Here is a 25,166-nt window from a genome sequence, read left to right on the forward strand (position 1 = left end):
TGTAGGAAACACCGCGATAGCGTGATCGCGCCCAGCCTGCGCGGGTGCGGGCGCCTTGGCACGGGCTGTGCTGAGTCCTGTTCAGATCATGAGATTCCGACTCATGCATGGAGCGTGTCTATGAAGAAACAACAAGGTTTCACTCTGATCGAGCTGCTGATCGTCGTGGCGATCATCGGCATTCTGGCCACCATCGCATTGCCGCAATACACCAAGTACCAGGCACGGTCGAAAGTGACGGCGGGGCTGGCGGAAATCAGCGCGCTGAAAGTGCCGTTCGAGGACACCATCAATCAAGGTACCGACCCGAACAGTACGCTGGTGACCGGTTCCGCAACTTATGTAACGACCAACTGCGGTACTGTCAGCGTGTCGGGTACGGCGAATACCGGGGCAGGCACCATCGTTTGCACCATCGCGAATGCCCCGGCGCCTGTGCTGGGCAAAACCATTACGCTGACCCGCACCGGCGGCGCCACCGGTAACGTGGCCGGTGTCTGGAGCTGTGCTTCGACCGTCAACCCTGACTACGCCCCCAAAGGTTGCCCAGGCAGCGGTACTTGATTGCTTGATCCCTGCTCATCAAATGCCCCGCTTTGCGGGGCATTTTCTTTTGCGCGGTGCTTCACAAAAAGCTTCAATCTTTTCAGCGTGTTAGGAACTTTCCCAAAAGCCGCAAGTTGCATGTAGATAATTCAGAGGTCATGCAATTTGCATGATTCCGAGAATTTTCAATTTTATTAACTTATTGATTTATAAGGATTTATTTCATTTTCGAAAGTTGGCACAGCGTTCGCAATATCTACGGTAACCCTGCTGACAAGACACGCAGCAGACTTTCCAGAAAAACAGGAGTTACTCGTATGAAGAAGTTCGCTATCACTGCCGCTGCTGCTACCGCGCTGACCCTGACCATGGCCACCGGCGCATTCGCACAATCCACCCAGGCGACCCAGGCTCCAATGACTCTGGCTGCCGGTGAAATGACCAAGGCGAAAGAAGCCACTTCCGACACCTGGATCACCACCAAAGTCAAAAGCGACCTAGTGACCGAAAAAGGCATTCCAGGCACTGACATCAAAGTAGAAACCAACAAAGGCGTCGTGTCTCTGTCCTCCACTGTTGCAGTGACAGAAGCACAGAAAAAGATGGCCGTAGACATCACCAAGAAAATCAAAGGCGTCAAAGCGGTCTCCGCTGACGGCCTGAAAGCCGAGTAAGGCAAGACTTCTCGCCTGGACCGGGAGAAGACGCGACAGGCGGGCCGAGCAATACGTCTGCCGCCCCTTTAGAGTTCATGCGAACGGCCACACGGAATGTGGCCATTACAGGCCCCGACATTCGTGTCGGGGCCTGTTCTATTTCAGGGACTGGAAAAGTGCAGAGAAGTCAGTCGCCGCGCTTGCTGTTGATCTGCCGCAGGCGATTGCCTTCGAAGCGCAGGTACTGATACATGCCGTTGCTCGGGCCGTAGGTCCATTCCTCGACCTGAAACTCTTCACGGCGATTGGCGCTGCGCTTGTAGCCCAGCACGTCGCGGCTGACCGGTTCACCGCATTTCTGCAGCACTTCGCTTGCGCGATCACCGAGGCTCACCAACTGGCTGCCACAGCGCAAGGTATCGGATGCCGAAGCCTGGCTGGCGACGAGCGCCAGCGCCATTGCGGCCAGCCATTGACTGTTCATCACTCGGCGTCCAGATGCATTTGTGTCACCACGCGACCGTCGCTTTCCGCTTCGCCAAGGTTGGCGTCGATGAAGTACACGCGGTCGTCGGCCAACTGGCCCTTGTCCACCAGGTAATCCTTGATGCTGCTGGCACGGTCCTGACCGAGCTGGCGCAACAGCACATCGCTGGAGCTCCAGAACTTGATTACGTCGGCACGCATTTTCGCCGTGCGTTCTTCCTTGCCCAGATCTTTCCATTCAGCCGGTGGCTGGGTTTTCAGACGGGTGCGGTAGATGCCTTCAAGCAGCGGACCTTTTTCGTTGTCCGGCACCTGGATCAGCGAGGCCTGGGCCGGCACCTTGTCGCCACGGCGCTGGAGCATCTTGTAGTAGTTGTACTGGTATTCGCGTTCCAGACGCTGCTCGGCAAGCAGCGGGCCGTCGCTGCTTTGTGCGGCGGTGCCTTCGATTTCCAGACGCAGGGCCGGACGCTCCTTCAAGGCCTGGGACAATTTGACCAGCGCCGCTTCGGCATCCTTGTTCAGTTCACTGGAGCCCGGTGCGAAGGACACGGTGCCCAGATCTTCCGATCCGCCACCACTGACCAGACCGCCAATCAGCTTGAACGGTGCGGCGGCGGCTTTGACGATCAGGTTGCGCAGGGTCTGCCAGACAATCGGCATCACGCTGAATTGCGGGTTGTTCAGGTCGCCGGTGACCGGCAGCTCGATGGAAATCTTGCCGTCCACGTCCTTGAGCAGCGCAATCGCCAGTTTCAGCGGCAGGCTCACGGCATCCGGGCTGTCGACTTTCTCGCCGAGCTGCAACTGCTCGACCACCACTTTGTTCTCGGCCTTGAGCTGGCCCTTGGTGATCAGGTAGTGCAGGTCTAGATTGAGCCGGCCCTTGCGGATCCGGTAACCGGCGAACTTGCCGGAGTAGGGGGTCAGGGTGGTCAGCTCGACCCGTTTGAAACTGGTGGCGATGTCGAGGCTGGCCATCGGGTCGAACGGATTGACCGCGCCTTTGATGGTCACCGGCGCATATCGATCGACCTTGCCCTTGACGTCGACGCTGGCGGGTTTCGCCTGACGACTGTCGATGGTGCCGATCTGGCCGTTGAGCTGCTGTATCGCGGTGGCGAAGTTTGGCGTCAGGCTGAAGTCGGCGAAGTTGGCCGAGCCGTCATTGATCACGATGCCGCCGATGTGAATGCCCAGCGGTTTCGAGTTACTGGCTGGTTTGGCCGCTGCGGTTTTCGTCCCGGAGTCGGCAGGTTGCGGGATCAGCAGGTCGTCGATGTTGGTGGTGCGGTCATCGTTGATCATGAAGCGCGCATACGGCTGGAACAGGTTGATCCTGTCGATCGACAGGCTGTCGCCGTGCTGATAATTCAGGCCTTCGACCACCACTTGCTGCCACTTGAGGAAGTCGCGGGTCTTCAGGGTGTCGAGGGTGTGCAACTGATCGACCTGAGCGCGACCGGTGACACTGAGTGCCAACGGCTCGGTGCTTTTCAGGTTCACTTTCAGGTCGCTTCCGAGCATGCCGCTGCGCAGTTCCAGACGAATGAACGGGTTGATGTAGGACTGGGCGACGCGCAGGTCGATGTCCTGGGTTTTCACGTTGAGCTGGGCGGTGACCGGCGCCAGGTTGACCACGCCGTCGGCGTTGATCTTGCCTTGCTTGCCCAGGCCAGCGTCGAGTTTGACGTTGAAGGGCGAGCCGTTGAGGCTGTCGAAATTCTGCAGATCGACGTTCAGCGGCGTGACATCCAGCGTGACCTCGGGCTTCGCCGAGCGGTCGGCCAGATGCACTTTGTAGTCACGCAGTTGCACGTCCTTGAGCTGCACTTGCCATGGCTTGCCCGGCGCGGTCGGTTCCGTTTTCGGCGAGTCGGCGGCGGCCGGAGTGCTTTTCGGTTCAGCCGCTGCTTTGGCGGCAGGTTTGGACGGCTGACTGGCGAACAGTTTTTGCCAGTCCAGTTGCCCGTCCGCTTCGAGGGCGGCCCAGGTTTCGAGTTTCTGGCTGCGGATCTTGCCGACCACCACTTGTTGCTTGGCCAGGTCCACGGTGGTTTCGCTGACGTCGAGGCGGTCGAGTTTTGCCAGCGGACGTCCGTCCGGGGCCTTGATCGCAAACGGCGCAACGCTGACCGCCACGTTGCTCAGCAGCAGTTCGGTTTCCTTGGACAGGTTGAGCTTGTAGTCGGTGCTGAGGCTGACCACGCCGTTTTCCAGCACCAGCGGTACGGCGTCGCGCACGTAGGGCCAGAACGCTTTCATCTGGCCATCGGTGACCTTGAGCGTGCCTTCGGAGGCAATCGGGATCAGGCTGAAGTTGCCTTTCCAGTCGATCTGCCCACCGGCCGGGCCGATGGCGACCAGGGTCATGTCGGCGTTGTCTTCAGGCAGGGTGCTGAGGTTGTTCAGTTCGAAATCGAGTTTGTCGTAGAGAAACTCGATCGGCTCGCTCGGGCGTGCATCCTCGAAATGCACGTTGCCGCCGGCCAGTTTGATCCGGTCGATACGCAGCGGAAACGGCTTGGCATTCGGATCGGCCGGCGTCGGTTCGCTGGCCGGCAGTTTGAACAGGCCGAGCAGATTGAGTTTGCCGTCCTTGGCGAACAGGATTTCGGTCTTCGGTTTGTCCAGTTCGATGTCGGACAGGTGCAGGGCTTTTGTCCACAGGCTGTCGAGTTGCAGGTTGGCGTACAGGCGTTCGAAACCGACCTGTTCCTTGCCCGGCTCGCCGATGACCAGGCCCCAAAGCGTGACTTCAAGGCTGAACGGATTGAGTTCGATACGCTGGATGTGCGCAGGCACCGTGGCGTAGTTGGCCAGTTGCTGGTTGGCCACTCGTAGCGCGATGCCCGGCAAAATCAGAAACCCCAGCAGGCTGTAGAGGGCCAGAGCAGTCAACAGGGCGCCAATCGCGCGAATCAATCCTTTGGGCATGTGCGGCTTCATCTGTCTGAATCGGAGTGCCTTGGAGTATGGCACGCGATTCCGGTTCCGAAGTACATCGCGCGAGACAGGATTGTTCAGATTTGTCTGCAATGTCTGTAGGAGCTGCCGAAGGCGACTCCTGCCGGGGGAAAATTCAGAGCTGGAGAATCAGGGTCTTGAGCGGCGGCTGCCCGTCCAGTGAAGGGAAATCCCGGCCCGGGGTCATCACGCTCCATTCGCGCACCGGACGCCCGGCTTTCTCGGCGCAACGCAGCACCTGTTCGCGCCAGTCGTCCATGCTGACTTTTGCCAGGTTGTTGCAGCAAATCAGCACGCCGTTTTCAGCGGTGGTCAGCAGGGCCGGCTTGAGCAGGCTCTGATAATCGCGCAGCAGGTCGACGGTGCCGAACGCACTTTTGGCCCATGCGGGTGGGTCGAGCAGTACCAGATCGTACTGACGCTGTTCAAGGCGTTGATAGCTCGGCAGTTTCTGCCCGCGACGCTGACTGATCGGCAGACCGGCCAACTGGCGGATCGCCGGGAAGTAGTCGGACTGGATGAATTCCATGGTCGGCAGTTGCGGATTGAGCAAGCCGTTCTCGCGGCCGACCGCCAGGTTGCCTTCGGCGAAGTCCAGGTTGCACACCTCGCGAGCACCGCCGGCAGCCGCGCTGAGACCGACGCCGCAGGTGTAGGCGAACAGGTTGAGCACGCTTTTGCCCTTGGCGTGATCCTTGACCCAGCCGCGGGTGTTGCGCAGGTCGAGGAACAGCAGCGGATCCTGGCCGGCATGGCGTCCGCGCACGCGGTAGTTCAGGCCCCACTCGTGGCCGACCAGATCGACCAGCGCTGCGTCGTCGGCGCGGTAGACGTTGTCCTCACGATCGATGCGCGAGTTGCCACGGGAGCGGTCGTTGTAGACCAGCAAGGTTTGCAAGCCCAGCGTTTCGTTCACCGTGGCGTGCAGTTGCAGCAAGTCGGCGAGTTCCAGCGTCTGGTGGAAGCTCTGCACCATCAGTTGCGGGCCGTAGCGGTCGACGGTCAGGCCGCCGGCGCCTTCCTGGCTGCCGTGGAACAGGCGATAGCAGTCGGTGCCCTGACGGTGCAGCTCGGCGAGCAGATCCTGGCGTTGATCGAGGGCGGCGCGCAGCGCCTGATTCAGGGAAGACATGCTTGCGCCTTGCTGGAGGGAATCGGGGCGCGGGAGTTTAGCAGCTACTGAGCTTCATCTCAGCCCCATCCGCCGTTGGGCCCGCTGCACCGAACCATTGCGCATCGCCCAGCGCAGCATTGGTGCGCTGCGTTTGACGCTGGCGCGGATCAGCTGACGTTGCAGCGGATTCTGGCGGGCATCCAGCATGTCGCTGGCCCAGTCCGGCAGCAGGTCGATGCCGGCCTTCATCATCAGGTCGCCAAACGGTCGCGCCAGCACGCTGGGCGCCGGGGCATCAAGCAACAGGCGCAGGACTTCGCGGCTACGATCGTCGCACACCAGCTGCGGGCGCATGCGATGCAGGTAATCGGCCACGGCCTGGCGCGACTTCGGCACATCGCGGGCACCCAGGCGTTCAGCGACCACGGCGATTTCCGCGTAGTAACGGTCCTGATCCTGCGGTGACAACTGCGGGTTGCGGTAACGCAAATGGGCGGTGAGAAAGTTGCTGACTTCGGCCACGTGCACCCAGGTCAGCAGATCCGGATCGCTGGCCGCATAGGGCCGGCCATCCGGCGCGGTGCCGACGACTTGCAGGTGAATGGTGCGGACTTTCTCGATCAGCCATTCGGCATCACGACGCGAGCCGAACGTAGTGCCGGAGACGAACTGACTGGTACGGCGCAAGCGGCCGAGCATGTCCTGGCGGAAATTCGAGTGATCCCAGACGCCGGCCAGCGCCAGTGGGTGCAGGGCTTGCAGTAGCAAGGCACTGATGCCGCCGATCAACATGCTGCTGAAGTCGCCGTGCACTTGCCAACTGACCGAGTCCGGGCCGAACAGGCCGGGATCGCCCTTGGGGTTTTCCAGATCGAGCTGGCCGAGGGACAGACCGGTCAGGCTCATGAGCTGGTTTTCGATACGGCTGCGGATGAATTCCATGGCAACTCAGTGGTGAAGGGCGGCGCGGCCGGTTAACCGCGCCTGTGATTCTACTGGTTAAGGCGCTTGTCGATCAGCCCCTGCACCACGCTCGGGTCGGCCAGAGTCGAAGTATCGCCAAGACTGTCGAGCTCGTTGCAGGCGATCTTGCGCAGGATCCGCCGCATGATCTTGCCCGAGCGGGTTTTCGGCAGGGCCGGTGCCCACTGGATCAGGTCCGGTTTGGCGAAGCTGCCGATCTCCTTGCTGACGTGGGCCAGCAATTCCTTCTTCAGTTCGTCGTTGGGTTCGGCGCCGTTCATGGGTGTGACGAAGGCATAGATGCCCTGGCCTTTGACGTCGTGGGGATAACCGACCACGGCGGCTTCGGCGATGCTGTCGTGCAACACCAGCGCGCTTTCGACCTCGGCGGTACCGATGCGATGGCCGGAGACATTGATCACGTCATCGATGCGCCCGGTGATCCAGTAATCGCCGTCCTCGTCGCGGCGGGCGCCGTCGCCGGTGAAGTAGTAGCCAGGGTAGGGTTTGAAGTAGGTGTCGACCATGCGCTGCGGATCACCGTAGACGCTGCGGATCTGCGCCGGCCAGCTCGACTTGATCGCCAGCACGCCGCTGCCGGCGCCCTTGATTTCCTTGCCGTGTTCGTCGAGCAGCACCGGTTGCACGCCGAACATCGGCTGGGTGGCACAGCCCGGTTTGATCCGTTGGGCGCTGACCAGCGGGCTGAGCATGATGCCGCCGGTCTCGGTCTGCCACCAGGTATCGACAATCGGGCAGCGTTGTTCGCCTACGATGTTGAAATACCATTCCCACGCTTCCGGGTTGATCGGCTCACCGACGCTGCCGAGCAATCTGAGGCTTTCGCGGGAAGTTTCCTGCAAGGGGCCGGCTCCTTCACGCATCAGTGCGCGCAGTGCGGTCGGCGCGGTGTAGAAGATGTTGACCTTGTGTTTGTCGATCACCTGCCAGAACCGGGAAGTGCTCGGGTAACTCGGTACGCCTTCGAAGATCAGCGTTGTCGCGCCGTTGGCCAGCGGGCCGTAGACGATGTAGCTGTGGCCGGTGACCCAGCCGACGTCGGCGGTGCACCAGAACACTTCACCGTCGCGGTAGTCGAGGACGTACTTGAAGGTCATCGCCGCTTGCAGCAGGTAACCACCGGTGGTGTGCAGCACGCCTTTGGGTTTGCCGGTGCTGCCGGAGGTGTAGAGGATGAACAACGGGTCTTCGGCGTCCATCGGTTCCGGCGGGCAGTCGTCGCTGACATCGCGCACGGCCTGGTGATACCAGAGGTCACGGCCTTCGGCCCAGTCGACCTTGTTCTGGGTGTGTTCGACGACCACGACAGTGCTGACCTTCGGGCAACTCTGCAGGGCCTTGTCGACGTTCTGTTTCAACGGCACGAACTTGCCACCGCGCACACCTTCGTCAGCGGTGATCACGGTGCGGCAGTCGGCATCGAGAATGCGGTCGCGCAACGAGTCCGGTGAAAAACCGCCAAACACCACCGAGTGAATCGCACCGATCCGCGCGCAGGCCAGCATCGCGTAAGCGGCTTCGGGGATCATCGGCATGTAGATGCACACCCGGTCGCCTTTCTTTACGCCACGGCTTTTCAGCACGTTGGCCAGGCGGCAGACGTGGTGATGGAGTTTGTTGTAGGTGATTTGCGTGGATTCGGCGGGATCGTCGCCTTCCCAGACAATGGCGGTCTGGTCGCCGCGTTTTTCCAGGTGGCGATCGATGCAGTTGTAGCTGACATTCAGTTTCGCCCCGGCGAACCAGGAGGCCTCGCCGGTCTTCAGGTCATAGCGCTGGACGGTCTGCCACGGCGTGCTCCAGTCGAGGAAGCGGGTGGCCTGTTCGGCCCAGAAGGTGCTGGGGTGTTCAATGGATTCGCGGTACAGGCGATGGTAGTCGTCCTGACTCAACTGGGCTGCCCGGCGGACGGCATCGGCTTTGGGGAACGTGCTGATATCGAACATGACGGTTCCTTATTCTTGTTGTGCGACAAGGATAAAGATGCGCCGAGAGGTCAACAGGTTCAAGTCACGTGCAAAACAACTGTGGGAGCGAGCTTGCTCGCGATAGCGGAGTTTCAGTCAACGTCGATGTTGAATGAATAACCGAAATCGCGAGCAAGCTCGCTCCCACAGGAGTACAGCAACGCGATCAAATCAGCCGCGGTGACGGCCGCGGAAGTAGTTGATCAGGCCTTGAGTGGACGCATCTTCGGCGGCGGTTTCCTCGCTGCCGACCAGGCGGTTGTAGACGCCCTTGCCCAGTTCCTTGCCCAGTTCCACGCCCCACTGGTCGAAGGCGTTGATGCCCCAGACCACGCTCTGCACGAAGACTTTGTGTTCGTACATCGCCACCAGCGCGCCGAGACGACGCGGGCTGATGCGCTCGACCACCAGGGTGTTGCTCGGACGGTTGCCCGGGATCACCTTGTGCGGTGCCAGTTTCTGCACCTGTTCTTCGTTCATGCCCTTGTCGCGCAGTTCCGCTTCGGCTTCCGGCAGGGTCTTGCCGAGCATCAGCGCCTGGCTCTGAGACAGGCAGTTGGCGTACAGCCACTGATGGTGGTCGGACACTGGGTTGAAGCTGACGATCGGCACGATGAAGTCGGCCGGAATCAGTTGGGTCCCTTGGTGCAGCAACTGGTGGTAAGCGTGTTGGCCGTTGCAGCCGACGCCGCCCCAGATCACCGGGCCGGTATCGGTCGACACCGGAGTGCCGTCCTGACGCACGCTCTTGCCGTTGGATTCCATGTCCAGCTGCTGCAAGTGCTTGGTGATGTTACGCAGGTAGTGGTCGTATGGCAGGATCGCGTGGCTTTGCGCGCCCCAGAAGTTGCCGTACCACACGCCGAGCAGGGCCAGCAGCACCGGCATGTTCTGTTCGAACGGCGCGCTCTGGAAATGCTGGTCCATGGTGTAGGCACCGGACAGCAGTTCCTTGAAGTTGGACATGCCGATGGCCAGGGCAATCGGCAGACCGATGGCCGACCACAGCGAATAACGACCGCCGACCCAGTCCCACATCGGGAAGATGTTCTCTTCGCGGATACCGAAGGCCACGGCCGCCGCGTTGTTGCTCGATACGGCGATGAAGTGACGATACAGTTCGGCTTCCGAACCACCCTGGGCCAGGTACCAGGCACGGGCGGCCTGAGCGTTTTTCAGGGTTTCGAGGGTGTTGAACGATTTCGACGACACGATGAACAGCGTGGTCTCGGCGCGCAGTTTTTGCGTCAGTTCGTGGAATTCGCTGCCGTCGATGTTAGCCAGGTAATGGCAGCGCACGCCTTTCTGGGCGTAGGACAGCAAGGCTTCGGAGACCAGCTCCGGGCCGAGGAACGAACCACCGATGCCGATGTTGACCACGTCTGTGATCGGCTTCTCGGTGTAACCGCGCCACAGGCCGTCATGGATCTTGCCGACCAGATCGGTGATCTGGTTCAACACCTTGTGGACTTCAGGCATCACGTTGACGCCATTGACCGACAGCTTGTCGCCCACCGGGCGACGCAGGGCGGTGTGCAGCGCCGGGCGGCCTTCGGAGGAGTTGACGATTTCACCGTCGAACAGCGCCTTGATCGCGCCCTTGAGATCGACTTCGTTGGCCAGGCCCACCAGCAGGTTGCGGGTCTCGGCGTTGATCAGATTCTTCGAATAGTCGAGAAACAGTCCGCAGCTGCTGAGGGTGAACTGAGTGAAGCGCTGCGGATCGGCGTTGAAGGCTTCGCGCATGCTGAAATCCTGCATGGCTTGGCGGTGATCTTTCAACGCTTGCCAGGCAGGCAGAGCGGTAACGTCATGAGGAGTGCGGTAGTACGCCATCGCTGCGGTTTTCCTTTTTACTTGAACGGCCTTTTGAACACTGAAAAGACCTCCCCGCCATGTTTGGGCGAGGGGGCAACTGCGTCGACACGATTACTTTGGCGCAGGGCGAATACAGTAAACCCAGCGCTGCGATCTGTCTTGGCTTCTTCTGACCTGTTACCTGTACTTTTTTAACATCGATAACAGCAGACGCCGACAGACGGCGGGTAATACGAGCAAGTCCCTGCTTTTCGCGCGCAGTGGATCGGCGGGCAGTTTGCCCGATGGTCTGGTGGTCAGCAATACGGTTTGGAAGAGGAGGTGACACGAATGTGAGAGCGAGCAGGCTCACTCTCACATTCGGATATTGCGGTGTTCAGGCGGGGGTATCTAGGTTCAAGTGCAGGTTGTCGATCAACCGGGTGGTGCCGAGGAACGCCGCAACCAGAATCACCAAATCACGATCTTCCGCCGTGGCCGGACGCAGGGTCAGGGCGTGGCGGATTTCCAGGTAATCCGGGCGCAGGCCGGCGGCTTCCAGCTGTTGCCGCTGTGCCTGGATCAAGGCCGGGAAGTCGCGCTCACCTTGCTTGATCGACTCGGCAATGCTGCTCAGGGCGCGGTAAACGACGGGCGCCACGGCGCGTTGTTCCTCGCTGAGAAAACCGTTGCGCGAGGACAGCGCCAGGCCATCGGCAGCACGTACGGTCGGCTCGCCGATGATCTGGATCGGCATGTTCAGGTCATGCACCAGTGCACGGATCACGGCCAGTTGCTGGTAGTCCTTCTGACCGAAGATCGCCAGATCCGGCTGGACCATGTTGAACAATTTGCTGACCACGGTCGCGACACCTTCGAAGTGCCCCGGACGGCTTGCGCCACACAGACCTTCGGAAAGCTGTGGCACGCTGACCCGGGTCTGCCCGGCCATGCCATCGGGGTACATTTCTTCGACGGTCGGGGCGAACAGCAGGGAGCAACCGGCTTCCAGCAGTTTTTCCTGATCCGCCGCCAGGGTGCGCGGGTACTTGTCGAGGTCTTCGCCGGCGCCGAACTGCAGCGGATTGACGAAAATGCTCGCGACCACGAAGTCCACTCGCTGCCTGGCTTTAGTGATCAACGCGATGTGGCCGCTGTGCAGGTTGCCCATGGTCGGCACGAAGCCTATGCGCTTGCCTTCACTGCGGGCGCGCGCCACGGCAGCGCGCAGTTCACGTACGGTTTTGACGGTGTTCATGCAGAGAATCCGTGTTCGATCCCAGGGAAAGTGGCGGCTTTGACTTCGTTCACATAAGCCTTCAGTGCGGACTGGATGCTGTCCTGACCCTGCATGAAGTTCTTCACGAATTTCGGTACGCGGCCGCTGATCGACAGGCCGAGCATGTCGTGCAGCACCAGGACCTGACCGTCGGTGTCGGTGCCGGCGCCAATGCCGATCACCGGGATTTTCACCGCCTGGCTGATTTCGGCCGCCAGTTCGCTCGGCACGCATTCCAGCAGCAGCATGGCCGCGCCGGCCTGCTCCAGAGAGATCGCGTCGGCGCGCATCTGGCGTGCCTGGTTTTCGTTGCGACCCTGCACTTTATAGCCACCGAGAATGTTCACGGCTTGCGGGGTCAGGCCCATGTGGGCGCAGACCGGTACACCGCGCTCGGCCAGCAGGCGGATCGATTCCGCCAGCCACAGCGCACCTTCGACCTTGACCATGTGTGCGCCGGCCTGCATCAGCATGGCGCTGTTGGTCATGGTTTGTTCAAGGGTGGCGTTGGCCATGAACGGCAGGTCGGCCAGGATCAGGGCGTCGGTGTTGCCGCGCTTGACGCAGGCGGTGTGGTAGGCCATTTCCGCAATGGTCACCGGCAGGGTGCTGTCGTGACCTTGCAGGACCATGCCGAGGGAGTCGCCCACCAGCAGCACTTCGACACCGGCCTCGTTGCAGGCGTGGGCGAAGGTCGCGTCATAGCAGGTCAGCATGGTGATCTTTTCACCTTTCTGCTTGAGGCTCTGGAGCGTGGTCAGGGTGATGGCTGGCATGTAAGAAATCCTCGTTCAGGCGCTTTGGAAACTACTGCGAGTAACGCGCGTGATTCGTCATCTATTCAGGCGCACGCTCTTTTGTCGTGCTTATAAGGCCTGGATTGCGCCCTTGTATGCCGGGTTGGCGGCAGCGGGACGCCTATAGTCGTGATGAGGCCTCAGGAAGTCAATTGCATGTGTTACCGCATTGTTACGACGGGAGTGTTACCGGCGTTACTGATGCGATTCAGCGGGCCGGCGGGCCTGATCTGCGGAGTTTTGTCCTACAAAAACGCAAAATACGGGAGCCGATTGGCACCCGCATCGGCGGTTTGGGTCAGGCGTGGGAGAGGCGTTCGAGGCCGACGAACGGGCAGGCTGCGAGCAGATCGGCAAGGGTGCGGCCGTCGGCCAGGCGCAGATCTTCGGGCGCCAGTTCGGCCAGGGGATAAAGAACGAACGCGCGTTCCTGCATGTGGTAATGCGGGACTTTCAGGCGCGGCTCATCAATCAGACGGTCACCGAACAGCAGAATGTCCAGGTCCAGCGTGCGCGGGCCCCAGCGTTCCAGGCGTTCGCGACCCTGGCCGTTTTCGATGGCTTGCAGGGCATCGAGCAGTTCCAGCGGGGCGAGTGTGCTGTCGAGTGCCGCGACCGCGTTGGTGTAACGCGGCTGACCCGGCAGCAGCGAGTCGCTCTGGTAAAAGGCAGAGACACCGACCAGTGCTGTACTCGGCAGCTGCGCCAATGAGTCGACCGCGCTGCGCAATTGTTCGGCCGGGTCAGCCAGATTGCTGCCCATGCCGATGTAGATGCGTTCCATGCCTTATTCGCCTGTAGCGCTCGGTGCGCCGGCGCGTTTGCGCTTGGAACCGCTGCTGCGGCGACGTTTGCGCGGTGCGCCACTCGCGTCATCACCCTTACCGCTGAGGTCGCGGATCATGTCGCGACGTTCGCTGTCGTTGGCGTCCTGATAATCGGTCCACCATTCGCCCAGGCCATCGGTCTGCTCGCCGGCGCTTTCACGCAGCAGCAGGAAGTCGTAGCCGGCGCGGAAGCGCGGATTGTCCAGCAACAGGTCGGCGCGTTTGCCACTGCGGCGCGGCAGACGTTCCTGCATGTCCCAGATCTCACGAATCGGCATGGTGAAGCGTTTTGGAATCGCGATGCGCTGGCACTGTTCGGCGATCAGTTCGTGAGCCCCTTCCTGCATCGCTGGAATCGGCGGCATGCCACGCTCTTGCAGACGCAACACGCGGGCTGGCAGGGCAGGCCACAGCAGCGCGGCAAACAGGAACGCCGGGGTCACCGGTTTGTTCTGCTTGATCCGCAGGTCGGTGTTGGTCAGCGCTTCGCTGATCAGCGTATGGGTGTATTCCGGGTTGTGTTCCAGCGCATCGGCGCTGGCCGGGAACAACGGCGCGAACAGTTGCAGGTCGACCAGCATCTCGAAGGTGATGGCGCCATGCCCGGAGAGGAACAGCTTGAGCACTTCCTCGAACAACCGGGCCGATGGAATCTCGCGCAGCATCGGCGCCAGTTCGCGGATCGGCTGGACGGTATGCTTTTCGATGCCGAAGTTGAGCTTGGCGGCGAAACGCACGGCCCGCAGCATCCGTACCGGGTCTTCCTGGTAGCGCTGCTTCGGGTCGCCGATCAGGCGGATCAAATGATTGCGGATGTCGTGCACGCCGTTGGCGTAATCGAGGATGCGCTCACTGACCGGATCGTAATACAGGGCGTTGATGGTGAAGTCGCGGCGTTGCGCGTCTTCTTCCAGGGTGCCGTAGACGTTGTCGCGCAGAATGCGCCCGCTCTCGTTGCGCGAGGACTGGTTGCTGTCTTCGTCGTCTTCGTTCTGCGGGTGGTTGGCGCGGAAGGTCGCGACTTCAATGATTTCGCGACCGAAATGGATGTGCACCAGCTTGAAGCGGCGGCCGATGATCCGCGCATTGCGGAATTCGGCGCGAACCTGCTCGGGGGTGGCGCTGGTGGCGACGTCGAAGTCTTTGGGCGTGATGCCCAGCAGCATGTCTCGCACGCAGCCGCCAACCAGGTAGGCCTGGTAGCCGGCGCCCTGCAGACGTTCGACGATGTTGACCGCGTATCGGCTGAATTGCGCCTTTTGCAGCGAATGTTGGCCGCTGTTGAGGACTTCAGGCGTGCTACGGATGTGTTGCGTACGACGCAGGGGAGTTCGGAATGACTGGAACAGCTTCTTCAGCATGGGATGCACTGTTTGAAGGAATGTTCGGCCATACCAGAGAATGACCGCATGATGGGCGGGGATTCTAGCATTTAGTCGAGGGATGGTGTAGGACGCTGCCGATTTGCGCTGCAGGCCTCAGGCTAGAGGGGTGAAGATGCGTCAGGAGGGGAGGTTTTCCCGGGAGGGAGAAACTACAAGGGGAGCCGAAGCTCCCCAAGAAGTAGTTGCGTGCTCTTTTTATTATTGATTCGGGCTTCTTGTTTTTGTTGAGTGCCCTCGCCATGAAGCTTTTCCTTCATGACCCTCCCAATCGGGAGCCAAGAGCAAACGGATTGCTTTGGTCGCTGAATTGCAGTGATCTCTCGATCCAACCAGTACAGGCTCTGTCTTAGGACAGTTTTTGTTGTTCTCGGCCTGGTCGTGGGGCAAGCCCCAAATACAACGCCTCTCCAAAAGAATCAGTTAGCTGCGCCTCTCGCCGTCTTGTTTTTATTGTGCGTGAGTCGATTCGTCTTATTTTTATTGTCTTGTGCATTGCTTGTTATTGTTCTTGTACCAAACATATAGCAGGGGCCGTGCCAACTTTTGCGAACCCCAATAAAACAAGGGGTTAGGTCGATATAACCGTTTTCGCGGGGCGAAAAAAAGCCGGGGTTTCGTTACCGATAACCCCGGCTTCTGTTACGTGAAAAGACTGAGGTAACAGTTTTTTCACACATTCAACGGTTACCCGCACACTCGACAGGTAACGTTCAGCTCTCGCTGGCGACCCCGGTCTTGCGCCGTGGAATGCCCAGGCGCTGGCGGCGTTCCCACAGGCATTTGCGGCTGACGCCCAGTTTGCGCGCCAGTTCGGTCTCGGTCATGTGGTCCTGATGCTCGAGCACGAAATGCTGGAAGTAGTCTTCCAGCGACAGGTCTTCGGTCGGCTCATGGCTGCTGTTGCTGGCGTTACCGGCCGGTTGCGCCGGCAGACCGATGAACTCGTCGTCCTCCAGATCCCCCAGCTCGATGTCGATGCCCAGCAGGTCGGCAGAGATTTCCGGGCTTTCGCTCAGAATCACGGCGCGCTCGACAGCGTTTTCCAGCTCCCGCACGTTGCCCGGCCAGGAATAGTGCCGGATGGCCTGTTCGGCATCGGCGGCAAATTTCAGGTCGGTGCGGTTGATGCGTGCGCTCTGCCGAGCGAGGAACGCATTGGCGATTTCGTTGACGTCGGCGCCACGCTCGCGCAGGGCCGGCAGTTTCAACGCGATCACATGGAGGCGGTAATACAAGTCTTCACGGAACTGGCCGATTTTCGCCAGGCTCTTGAGGTCTCGGTGGGTCGCGGCGATCAGTCGTACATCGACTTTCTGCGACTGCACCGAGCCGACCCGCCGAATCTCGCCTTCCTGCAGTACGCGCAACAGGCGAGCCTGGGCTTCCAGAGGCAATTCGCCAATCTCGTCGAGGAACAGCGTGCCGCCGTCCGCCGCTTCCACCAGGCCGGCGCGACCTGCGCTGGCACCGGTGAACGCACCTTTCTCGTGACCGAACAGCTCGGACTCGATCAGGCTTTCCGGAATGGCCGCGCAGTTCACCGAGATCATCGGTGCCTTGGCGCGTTTCGACAGGTTGTGCAGGGCGCGGGCCACCAGTTCTTTACCGGTACCGGATTCGCCCTGGATCAGGACATTGGAATCCGTCGGGGCGACTTTGCGGATCTTGCCGTAAAGGTCCTGCATCGGTGGGCAGGAGCCGATGATGCCGATCTCGCCGTTGCTGTTGTCTGTGGCGGATTTGCCGTTGCCGTTGGCAGTTTTGCCGGCAACGACTTCACCGACAGCCGGCGCCGACTGGCGATCACGCAGGATCCGGGCGACGGCCTGAAGCATTTCATCGTGGTCGAAAGGCTTGGCGATGTAATCCACCGCGCCCATCTTCATCGAGTCGACCGCCGAGCGCAGGCTGGCGTAGCTGGTCATGATCAGCACCGGCGTGCCCTGGCCGAGCTTGATCAGCTCGGTGCCTGGAGCGCCCGGCAGACGCAGGTCGCTGACGATCAGATCGAATGTGGGAATACTGAAGCGTTCTTGTGCTTCCTGCACTGAACCGGCTTCGCTGACCTGGTACTGGTTGCGTTCCAGCAGGCGGCGCAAGGCGGAGCGGATAATGGTTTCGTCTTCGACGATCAAAATGTGCGGCATTGATTCGATACTCTCGACGGTCTCAGTTCACAGCGGACGTCGCTTCGACATGACGCGGCAATGTCACCCGAATACGGGTGCCGCGCTGGCTCTGAACATCAGCCGGGCTGTCGATGGTGATTTGTCCATAATGCTCTTCAACGATGGAATAGACCAGTGCAAGGCCCAGACCGGTGCCTTCGCCAGGATCCTTGGTGGTAAAGAAAGGTTCGAACAAGCGGTCCATGATGCTCGATGGAATGCCGCTGCCTTCGTCCTCCACGATCAGGTCGACCGTGTGTTCGCCGGCTTCGCTCTTGACCCGCACCGCACTGCCGGCAGGCGAGGCGTCACGGGCGTTGGAGAGCAGATTGATCAGCACCTGGGCCAGTCGCTGCGGGTCGCCTTCGACCCAGTGGTCGGGGTCGCACAGGTTGTAGAACTGGACTTCGAAATTGCGTCGGTTCAAAGCCAGCAGACCAATGGCATCCTGAGCCACTTCCGCCAGACAGACGGGCTCGTCGCTGTGCTGATGGCTGCCGGCGTGGGCGAAGCTCATCAGCGACTGGACGATGCGTGAAACGCGTTTGGTCTGCTCGAGGATCTGCCCGCTGATTTCCGTCAGTTCGCCGTCTTCTTCGCGTTCTTCCCGAAGGTTCTGCGCAAGACAGGCAATGCCGGTGATCGGGTTGCCGATTTCATGGGCCACGCCGGCCGCGAGTCGACCGATGCTGGCCAACCGTTCGGAGTGCACCAGTTTGTCTTCGAGCATCTGTGTTTCGGTCAGGTCTTCCACCAACAGCACGAGGCCGCTGTTACCCGGTGCCAGCGGCTCGTCGATCGCCGCTTTGTGCAGGTTCAGCCAACGGGTCTGGCCGTCGAGGGCCAGGTGCTGTTTGTGCAGGTGCTCGTCGGGCAGGTTGATGAAGCCTTGCAGCAATTCTTTCCACGGATTGGCGATGGTGCTCAGGCGCGATCCGACCACCCGTTGCGCGGCAATCCCGGTCAGCTCTTCCATGGCCTTGTTCCACATCAGGATCTCTTGATCCTTGGCCAGTGAGCAGACGCCCATCGGCAGTTCCTGCAGGGTCTGGCGGTGGTAGCGGCGCAGAGCGTCGAGTTCGGCAGCCAGACCGGTGAGGCGCGAGTGGTAGTCCTCGAGACGGCTTTCGATGAAGTGGATGTCTTCGGTGACGTAGTTTTCGCCGCCGGCCTTGTACGGCAGGAAGGTTTCCACCATGTCTTGGGCGACGCTCGGGCCCATCAGGCCGGACAGGTTGGCTTCGATCCGGTCACGCAGTCGACGCAGGGCGTATGGGCGGCGTTCATCGAACGGCAGATAGAGATCGCGCAGGGCCTGTTCGACTTCCTTTTGCGCAGCCTTGGCGCCCAATGGCTTGGCCAGTTGCGTGGCGAATTCCTGGGGCGAGGCGGCGTGCAGTTCCCGGCGTTGCGGGCGCCGCACGTTATCCACAGCGCAGGCTTCGGCGGCGCTGGCTTCTTCCGGGCTGGCATTGGTGAACAGCGAAATCAAAGTGAACATCAGGACGTTGGCCGCCAGCGAGGCGATGGCCGCCATGTGCCAGCTTGTGTCGTCCAGCACGTAGATCATGTTCAGCAGCGGGATATAGAAACCCTGCAGATTGCCGACCAGCGGCAGCAGCATGGTCACCACCCAAACCAGAATCCCCGCCAGCAGCCCGGCGATGAAGCCACGGCGGTTGGCGGTCGGCCAGTACAGTACCGACAGCACGCCGGGCAGGAATTGCAGGGTCGCGACGAAGGCGACGATGCCGAGGTTGGCCAGATCCTGCTCGGCGCCGAGCATCAGATAGAAGCAGAAACCGGCCATGATGATCGCGACGATCAGCGCCCGGCGGGTCCATTTCAACCAGCGATAGATGTTGCCTTCGGCCGGTGGCTGGTAGAGCGGCAGCACCAGATGGTTCAGGGCCATGCCCGAGAGTGCCAGCGTGGTGACGATGATCAGGCCGCTGGCCGCTGACAGACCGCCGACATAGGCCAACAACGCCAGGGCTTTGCTGTTGGCGGCGATGCCGATGCCGAGGGTGAAGTATTCCGGATTGGTGGTTGCGCCGAGTTTCAGGCCGGCCCAGAGAATCAGCGGCACCGCCAGGCTCATCAGCAGCAGGAACAGCGGCAGGCCCCAGCTCGCGCTGACCAGCGAGCGCGGGTTGAGGTTTTCGGTGAAGGTCATGTGATACATGTGCGGCATCACGATCGCCGAGGCGAAGAACACCAGCAGCAAGGTGCGCCACGGGCCTTCCTGCAGCGGCGTGTGCAGGGCGGCGAGGGCGGTCTGGTTCTGCAGCAGCCACAGTTCAAGTTGTTGCGGGCCGTCGAATACACCGTACAAGGCATAGAGGCCGACGCCGCCGAGCGCGGCCAGTTTGATCACCGATTCGAAGGCAATCGCGAACACCAGTCCTTCGTGTTTTTCACGGGTTGCGATATGGCGCGAGCCGAAGAAGATCGTGAACAGGATGATCAGTGCGCAGAATGCCAGGGCCACGCGATTCTGTACCGGTTCGCCGGTGAGGATGCCGATGGAATCGGCCACGGCCTGGATCTGCAGGGCCAGCAACGGCAGTACGCCGATCAGCATGAAAATGGTGGTCAGCGCACCGGCCCAGGTGCTGCGAAAGCGGAAGGCGAACAGGTCCGCCAGCGACGACAGTTGATAGGTGCGGGTGATCTTCAGGATCGGATACAGCAGCACCGGCGCCAGCAGAAACGCACCGGACACCCCGAGATAGCTGGACAGAAAGCCGTAGCCATACTGATAAGCCAGCCCGACCGTGCCGTAGAACGCCCACGCACTGGCGTAGACCCCCAGCGACAGGGTGTAGGTCAGCGGATGGCGAATGATCGCCCGGGGGATCATGCCCCGTTCACTGATCCATGCCACCCCGAATAGCGCGGCCAGGTAGGCGGCGCTGATCAGCAGCATCTGGGTCAGGCTAAAGCTCATCGGCATCTTTTTGGCTCTGCAGGATGAAGGTCACGACAATCAGGATCAGCCAGAGCAGATAGGGGCGATACCAGGCGCCCGTAGCGTCGATCCACCAATCCATGATGGCGGGAGAAAACAGGTAGATCCCCACGACCAGAAGCAGGACCAAGCGATAGATGTACATCCCGGCCTCTCTTTTTTATGCGCGTGCCCGAAAACGTGCGGCGATGGTAACGGATGGGCGTGCCACTGCAAGTGTCGTCACAGCAGTTGCGCTTCGGGCAGGGTCAGTGTGCGCGGGATCTTCGTCGCATCCCAGTGGGCACTGCCCCATTTCAGCAACTCCTGCGGCGAGGCGTGGGCCAGCTCAAGTCCCGGCTCTTGCCCCAACGCACGCAAGGCTCTCAGCAACAATGGCGTGGCCTGATCGGCCTCCAGCGGTGGCGAGCGGTAGGACTTGCCGAGCTTGTTGCCGTCCGGCTGGGTAATCAGCGGCAGGTGCAGATAACGCGGCTGGCGCAGGCCCAGCAGTTCTTGCAGGTAGAGTTGGCGCGGCGTCGAGTCGAGCAAATCGGCGCCGCGCACGATGTCGGTGATGCCCTGCCACGCATCGTCCAGCACCACCGCCAGTTGATAGGCGTAGAGGCCGTCGCGGCGGCGGATCACGAAATCACCCACGTCGCGGCCCAGGTGCTGGCGGTACTCGCCCTGCACCCGGTCGATGAAGTGATATTCCAGCTCCGGCACACGCAGGCGGATTGCGGCGTCTTCCTGGCCATGGCCGGCATTGCGGCACAGCCCCGGATAAATGCCGTGATACGGCTCCAGTTGTTTGCGCGAGCAGGTGCAGGCGTAGGCCAGACCGTGATTGAACAGACTGTCGAGCACTTGCGCGTAGGCCTCATGCCGGTCACTCTGGCGGATCATTTCGCCATCCCATTCGAAGCCATAGCTTTCCAGAGCCTTGAGAATCGCGGCTTGCGCCCCCGGCTCTTCCCGGGGCGGATCGAGATCTTCCATGCGCACCAGCCAGCGACCGTTCACCGAACGGGCATCCAGGTAAGAAGCGAGCGCCGCTACCAGTGAGCCGAAGTGCAGGTGTCCACTGGGAGTCGGGGCGAAGCGGCCGATGTAGGCGGGGGAGGTGTTGGCAGTCATGAGGGCGATGTTACTTGAAGAGTAAAAAACGGCAGAAACAAAAACGGAGCGTTCGCACGCTCCGTTTCTCGTTCAGGTCGGGATTACTTGCCGACCTGCTTTTCCTTGATTTCCGCAAGGTTCTTGCAGTCGACGCACATGTCGGCGGTCGGGCGGGCCTCGAGGCGCTTGACGCCGATCTCGATGCCGCAGGAATCACACCAGCCGTACTCTTCGTCTTCGATCAACTGCAGCGTCTTGTCGATCTTCTTGATCAGTTTGCGCTCGCGGTCGCGGGCACGCAGCTCAAGGGCGAATTCTTCTTCCTGGCTGGCACGGTCGGCCGGATCAGGGAAGTTGGCTGCTTCGTCTTTCATGTGATCAACAGTGCGGTCGACTTCCTGCATCAAGTCCAGTTTCCACTTGGTCAGGATCTTGGTGAAGTGCGCGCGCATGGGCTTGCCCATGTACTCTTCGCCTTCGGCCGGAACGTAAGGTTCGAAACCGCTGATCGCCTGTTGCTGCTGTTGCTTTGCTTGGGTGGGCATGAAATGGACCGCCTCTACTCTTGTAATCCATTGCGCAGGATTGCTCCATCACCGACACCTGCCGGCCCTGCGGCTGCAAGCGGGCGAACTTACCAGATCAATTCGGCCCGCGCTACTCCCGGATGTCGAGCCCGCGGCCGGTGGTGCCTGCAAATGTTTGCCAAGCCATGTCTGGTGGTGCTGGAGACCTGACAATCACTGATTTTAGTCAATCCTGGAGCGTACGTTTGCCTTGTTACAGTCCAGCGTTCTTGAGGCTGTGACCGCTGCGGGTTCTCGCTCGTTCCGGCAGATGGGTAGAATCGTTTCTTTTCACTCGTTGAAGGAAGGCCAATGGCTCAGCCCTACAGTGCGCGCAGTCGTGCGATCGAACCGTTCCATGTGATGGCGTTGCTGGCGCGGGCCAATGAATTGCAGGCCGCCGGCCATGACGTGATCCACCTGGAAATCGGCGAACCGGACTTCACGACCGCCGAACCGATCATCCGTGCCGGCCAGGCTGCGCTGACGGCGGGGAAAACCCGTTACACCGCCGCCCGGGGCATTCCTGAGCTGCGCGAAGCGATTTCCGGCTTTTATCAGACCCGTTATGGTCTGAATATCGATCCGCGGCGTATTCTGATCACGCCGGGCGGCTCCGGGGCGCTGCTGCTGGCCAGTGCGTTGCTGGTGGACCCGGGCAAGCACTGGCTGCTGGCCGACCCCGGTTATCCGTGCAACCGGCACTTTCTGCGACTGGTCGAGGGCGCGGCGCAGCTCGTTCCTGTCGGGCCGGACGTTCGCTATCAACTGACGCCTGATCTGGTGGAGCGCCACTGGGATCACGACAGTGTCGGCGCACTGGTCGCTTCACCGGCCAACCCGACCGGCACGATTCTGACCCGCGATGAGCTGGCGGGGTTATCCACAGCCATCAAGGCGCGGCACGGCCATCTGGTGGTAGACGAGATCTACCATGGTCTGACTTACGGCACCGATGCCGCCAGCGTGCTGGAAGTCGACGACAGCGCGTTTGTCCTCAACAGTTTCTCCAAATATTTCGGCATGACCGGTTGGCGTCTCGGCTGGCTGGTGGCGCCGGATGCGGCGGTCAGCGAGCTGGAAAAACTCGCGCAGAACCTCTACATCAGCGCGCCGAGCATGGCCCAGCATGCGGCGCTGGCCTGTTTCGAGCCGGATACCATCGCGATCCTCGAAGAGCGCCGCGCCGAATTCGGCCGTCGCCGCGATTTCCTGCTGCCGGCACTGCGGGAGCTGGGTTTCAATATCGCCGTAGAGCCGGAAGGCGCGTTCTACTTGTATGCCGATATCAGCCAGTTCGGCGGTGATGCCTTCGCGTTCTGCCGGCATTTCCTCGAAACCGAGCACGTAGCGTTTACCCCGGGTCTGGATTTCGGTCGTTATCAGGCCAGTCACCATGTGCGGTTTGCCTACACGCAAAACCTCCCTCGTCTACAGGAAGCAGTGGAGCGCATTGGTCGCGGCTTGAAGAGCTGGCAAGGCTGATGCGCTTTCATCCTCCTCTTGAAGAAGGCCGGTTGATCCGCCGTTACAAGCGCTTTCTCGCTGACATCGAAACCGTTGGAGGCGAACTGCTGACGATTCACTGCCCGAACACCGGCTCGATGCTCAATTGTCAGGTCGAGGGCGGGCAGGTCTGGTTCAGTCGCTCCAATGACCCCAAGCGCAAGCTGCCCGGCACCTGGGAAATCGGCGAAACCCCGCAGGGGCGGTTGTTCTGCGTGAACACCGGGCGCGCCAATGCGCTGGTCGAAGAAGCCTTGCAAGCCGGTGTCATCAGTGAGTTGAACGGGTTTACCGCGCTGAAACGCGAAGTGGCCTACGGAGAGGAAAAAAGTCGCATCGACTTTCGCCTCGAATACCCGTCAGGGCCAGCGTACGTGGAAGTGAAGAGCGTCACGCTGGGCTTTGACGGTACGGCGGTGGCGGCCTTTCCCGATGCGCTGACCGAGCGGGGCGCCAAGCATTTGCGTGAGTTGGCGCATTTGGCGCGGGACGGGGTTCGGGCGGTGCAGTTGTACTGCGTGAATCTGACGGGTATCGAAGCAGTACGCCCGGCCCTGGAAATCGACGCTGCCTACGCCGCTGCCTTGCGTGAGGCGGTGGCGTCCGGGGTCGAGGTATTGGCTTATGGTGTGCGGTTAAGTCATGAGGAAATGTTGATCGATCGCCGACTGGATGTGTTGCTCGACGGCTAAACGTCGACCCATAGCCCTTGGGCATCTTCTCGGCAATCGATGGCTGTCAGCGATTGTCCGGAGCAAGGGCCAGTCACGCATTCACCGTCCTCGATCAAAAACAGTGCGCCGTGAGTGGCGCACTGAATCAGACTGTTGCTCGGGTCGAGAAACTGGTCGGGTTGCCATTCCAGCCCGATGCCCCGGTGCGGGCAGCGGTTGAGATAGACGTACGCCTTGCCGGCCCGGCGCACGGCGAACAGTTTTTTGCCGTCGATCTCGAACCCGCGGCTGGTGGCTTCGAGCAAATCGGCGCCCGTGCACAGAAACTTCATGGCTATCCTCAAGTGTCAGCTCGTGTCCGGATATGTCCGAGCTTGACGTTTAAATGCAAACAATTATCAAATGGCCGCCTTCGTCCGCCGCGCGGTGGCCGCTGCCGAGGATACTTGGCCTGCCGCCCCGATGCCCGGGAAAATCCTATAAAGGAAGCTGTCTATGCGCCTGAGTACCCGCGTTGCCGTTCTGTGTGTCGGGCTTTTTGTCAGCCACCAGGCTGCAGCGGCCCAATTGCCGCAACGTTGGGTCAGCGCCGGCGGTGCGTTGTCGGAATGGGTGAGTGCGTTGGGCGGCGAGGCGAAACTGGTGGGCGTGGACACTACCAGTCAGCATCCAGAGTCCCTCAAGTCGCTGCCGAGTATTGGTTACCAGCGCAGCCTGTCGGCTGAAGGCATCCTCAGCCTGCGCCCGGACATCCTGATCGGCACCGAGGAAATGGGCCCACCACCGGTGATTTCGCAGGTTCGTAGTGCCAAGGTGCAGGTGGAGCTGTTCTCCGCTCAGCCGGATTTGCCGACGCTGGAGAAAAACGTCACCCAGCTGGGCCGGTTGCTGGGTGCCGAAACTCAGGCGACTCAGTTGTTGCAAAGTTATCAACAGCAACTCGATGCACAGAAGGCGCGCGTGGTGGCTGTGCAGTCGAAACAGAAAGCACCGGGTGTGCTGTTGCTGCTCGGACATGCCGGCGGCAAACCATTGATTGCCGGCAAGGACACCGCTGCCGACTGGATGCTGCAACAGGCGGGCGGACACAATCTGGCCACTCACACCGGTTACAAGCCGTTTTCCGTGGAGTCCCTGGCCGGGCTCGACCCGGAAGTGCTGGTGTTTGCTGACCGCGCACTGACCGGTGAGGCGGCGAAAGCGGCACTGTTCAAGGAAAATCCGATCCTCAATTCCAGTCGTGCGGCCAAGTCCGGACGGGTACTGGAGCTGGACCCGACACTGCTGGTCGGCGGTCTCGGGCCGCGTTTGCCTGCTGCGTTGAAAACCCTGTCTGACGGTTTCTATCCGACCCAGAGCGGCCAATGACCACACT

21 protein-coding genes are annotated in these 25,166 nt (G+C 60.9%); 5 read left to right on the forward strand and 16 right to left on the reverse strand.

Going from position 1 to position 25,166, the window contains the following annotated elements; all coding sequences use genetic code 11:
* Nucleotides 1-120: 120 nt before the first annotated feature.
* The gene (locus M5B98_RS20045; protein ID WP_114885593.1) at nucleotides 121-564 is read left to right on the forward strand and encodes a pilin; all 444 of its coding nucleotides are present in this window, start codon (nucleotides 121-123) and stop codon (nucleotides 562-564) included.
* A gap of 299 nt (nucleotides 565-863) precedes the next feature.
* A complete protein-coding gene (locus M5B98_RS20050) occupies nucleotides 864-1,220 on the forward strand; it encodes a BON domain-containing protein (RefSeq protein WP_065261581.1) in 357 nt (118 codons plus the stop codon).
* Nucleotides 1,221-1,389: 169 nt separating this feature from the next.
* Here the strand turns inward: M5B98_RS20050 and M5B98_RS20055 are convergent, their stop codons facing one another.
* From M5B98_RS20055 to dksA, 15 genes are all read right to left on the reverse strand, one after another.
* Entirely contained in the window at nucleotides 1,390-1,686 is a 297-nt protein-coding gene (locus M5B98_RS20055; protein ID WP_085712161.1) for a DUF2845 domain-containing protein, read from the reverse strand.
* Complete coding sequence (locus tag M5B98_RS20060; RefSeq protein ID WP_248743737.1) at nucleotides 1,686-4,637, reverse strand: DUF748 domain-containing protein; 2,952 nt, start codon at nucleotides 4,635-4,637, stop codon at nucleotides 1,686-1,688. Before M5B98_RS20060 ends, M5B98_RS20055 begins: the two co-directional genes overlap by 1 nt.
* Nucleotides 4,638-4,770: 133 nt before the next feature.
* The gene (locus M5B98_RS20065; RefSeq protein WP_085712159.1) at nucleotides 4,771-5,787 is read right to left on the reverse strand and encodes a class I SAM-dependent rRNA methyltransferase; all 1,017 of its coding nucleotides are present in this window, start codon (nucleotides 5,785-5,787) and stop codon (nucleotides 4,771-4,773) included.
* A gap of 54 nt (nucleotides 5,788-5,841) precedes the next feature.
* The gene (locus M5B98_RS20070; protein WP_248743738.1) at nucleotides 5,842-6,711 is read right to left on the reverse strand and encodes an oxygenase MpaB family protein; all 870 of its coding nucleotides are present in this window, start codon (nucleotides 6,709-6,711) and stop codon (nucleotides 5,842-5,844) included.
* Nucleotides 6,712-6,761: 50 nt separating this feature from the next.
* The gene (gene acs / locus M5B98_RS20075) at nucleotides 6,762-8,699 is read right to left on the reverse strand and encodes an acetate--CoA ligase (RefSeq protein WP_248743739.1); all 1,938 of its coding nucleotides are present in this window, start codon (nucleotides 8,697-8,699) and stop codon (nucleotides 6,762-6,764) included.
* Between the two features lie 192 nt (nucleotides 8,700-8,891).
* Entirely contained in the window at nucleotides 8,892-10,556 is a 1,665-nt protein-coding gene (gene pgi, locus M5B98_RS20080) for a glucose-6-phosphate isomerase (protein ID WP_248743740.1), read from the reverse strand.
* Between the two features lie 358 nt (nucleotides 10,557-10,914).
* Nucleotides 10,915-11,775 (reverse strand): pantoate--beta-alanine ligase, encoded by an 861-nt coding sequence (gene panC / locus M5B98_RS20085; protein WP_248743741.1) that lies wholly within the window; start codon nucleotides 11,773-11,775, stop codon nucleotides 10,915-10,917.
* Entirely contained in the window at nucleotides 11,772-12,572 is an 801-nt protein-coding gene (gene panB, locus M5B98_RS20090; RefSeq protein WP_114885579.1) for a 3-methyl-2-oxobutanoate hydroxymethyltransferase, read from the reverse strand. Before panB ends, panC begins: the two co-directional genes overlap by 4 nt.
* 319 nt (nucleotides 12,573-12,891) lie before the next feature.
* Nucleotides 12,892-13,377 (reverse strand): 2-amino-4-hydroxy-6-hydroxymethyldihydropteridine diphosphokinase, encoded by a 486-nt coding sequence (gene folK, locus M5B98_RS20095; RefSeq protein WP_248743742.1) that lies wholly within the window; start codon nucleotides 13,375-13,377, stop codon nucleotides 12,892-12,894.
* A gap of 3 nt (nucleotides 13,378-13,380) precedes the next feature.
* Nucleotides 13,381-14,781, reverse strand: a complete 1,401-nt coding sequence (locus M5B98_RS20100; RefSeq protein WP_007959609.1) for a polynucleotide adenylyltransferase PcnB — start codon at nucleotides 14,779-14,781, stop codon at nucleotides 13,381-13,383.
* Nucleotides 14,782-15,515: 734 nt separating this feature from the next.
* Nucleotides 15,516-16,952 carry a sigma-54-dependent transcriptional regulator gene (locus M5B98_RS20105; protein WP_248743743.1) on the reverse strand — a complete coding sequence of 479 codons (1,437 nt, stop codon included), beginning with the start codon at nucleotides 16,950-16,952 and terminating at the stop codon, nucleotides 15,516-15,518.
* A gap of 22 nt (nucleotides 16,953-16,974) precedes the next feature.
* Nucleotides 16,975-19,929 carry a sensor histidine kinase gene (locus M5B98_RS20110; protein ID WP_167748781.1) on the reverse strand — a complete coding sequence of 985 codons (2,955 nt, stop codon included), beginning with the start codon at nucleotides 19,927-19,929 and terminating at the stop codon, nucleotides 16,975-16,977.
* Complete coding sequence (locus tag M5B98_RS20115) at nucleotides 19,913-20,089, reverse strand: hypothetical protein (protein WP_003176118.1); 177 nt, start codon at nucleotides 20,087-20,089, stop codon at nucleotides 19,913-19,915. Before M5B98_RS20115 ends, M5B98_RS20110 begins: the two co-directional genes overlap by 17 nt.
* Before the next feature lie 77 nt (nucleotides 20,090-20,166).
* The gene (gene gluQRS, locus M5B98_RS20120) at nucleotides 20,167-21,063 is read right to left on the reverse strand and encodes a tRNA glutamyl-Q(34) synthetase GluQRS (protein ID WP_248743744.1); all 897 of its coding nucleotides are present in this window, start codon (nucleotides 21,061-21,063) and stop codon (nucleotides 20,167-20,169) included.
* An 83-nt stretch (nucleotides 21,064-21,146) separates the two neighbouring features.
* Nucleotides 21,147-21,590, reverse strand: coding sequence for an RNA polymerase-binding protein DksA (gene dksA, locus M5B98_RS20125; RefSeq protein WP_085712147.1), 444 nt, complete (start codon nucleotides 21,588-21,590; stop codon nucleotides 21,147-21,149).
* A gap of 333 nt (nucleotides 21,591-21,923) precedes the next feature.
* Between dksA and M5B98_RS20130 the strand changes: the two genes are divergently transcribed.
* Together M5B98_RS20130 and sfsA are read left to right on the forward strand one after the other, a co-directional pair.
* Nucleotides 21,924-23,096, forward strand: coding sequence for a pyridoxal phosphate-dependent aminotransferase (locus tag M5B98_RS20130; RefSeq protein ID WP_085712146.1), 1,173 nt, complete (start codon nucleotides 21,924-21,926; stop codon nucleotides 23,094-23,096).
* Entirely contained in the window at nucleotides 23,096-23,809 is a 714-nt protein-coding gene (gene sfsA / locus M5B98_RS20135) for a DNA/RNA nuclease SfsA (RefSeq protein ID WP_248743745.1), read from the forward strand. The genes M5B98_RS20130 and sfsA overlap by 1 nt, the downstream gene beginning before the upstream one ends.
* On the opposite strand, the gene M5B98_RS20140 is transcribed toward sfsA, so the two are convergent.
* The gene (locus M5B98_RS20140) at nucleotides 23,806-24,123 is read right to left on the reverse strand and encodes a Rieske (2Fe-2S) protein (RefSeq protein WP_248743746.1); all 318 of its coding nucleotides are present in this window, start codon (nucleotides 24,121-24,123) and stop codon (nucleotides 23,806-23,808) included. The two genes, sfsA and M5B98_RS20140, sit on opposite strands and share 4 nt — an antisense overlap.
* Before the next feature lie 163 nt (nucleotides 24,124-24,286).
* Between M5B98_RS20140 and M5B98_RS20145 the strand changes: the two genes are divergently transcribed.
* Complete coding sequence (locus tag M5B98_RS20145; RefSeq protein ID WP_248743747.1) at nucleotides 24,287-25,159, forward strand: heme/hemin ABC transporter substrate-binding protein; 873 nt, start codon at nucleotides 24,287-24,289, stop codon at nucleotides 25,157-25,159.
* Nucleotides 25,160-25,166 lie beyond the last annotated feature (7 nt).

The sequence above is a fragment of the Pseudomonas sp. MWU12-3088 genome (assembly GCF_023242405.1).
Taxonomy (GTDB): Bacteria; Pseudomonadota; Gammaproteobacteria; order Pseudomonadales; family Pseudomonadaceae; genus Aquipseudomonas; species Aquipseudomonas kribbensis.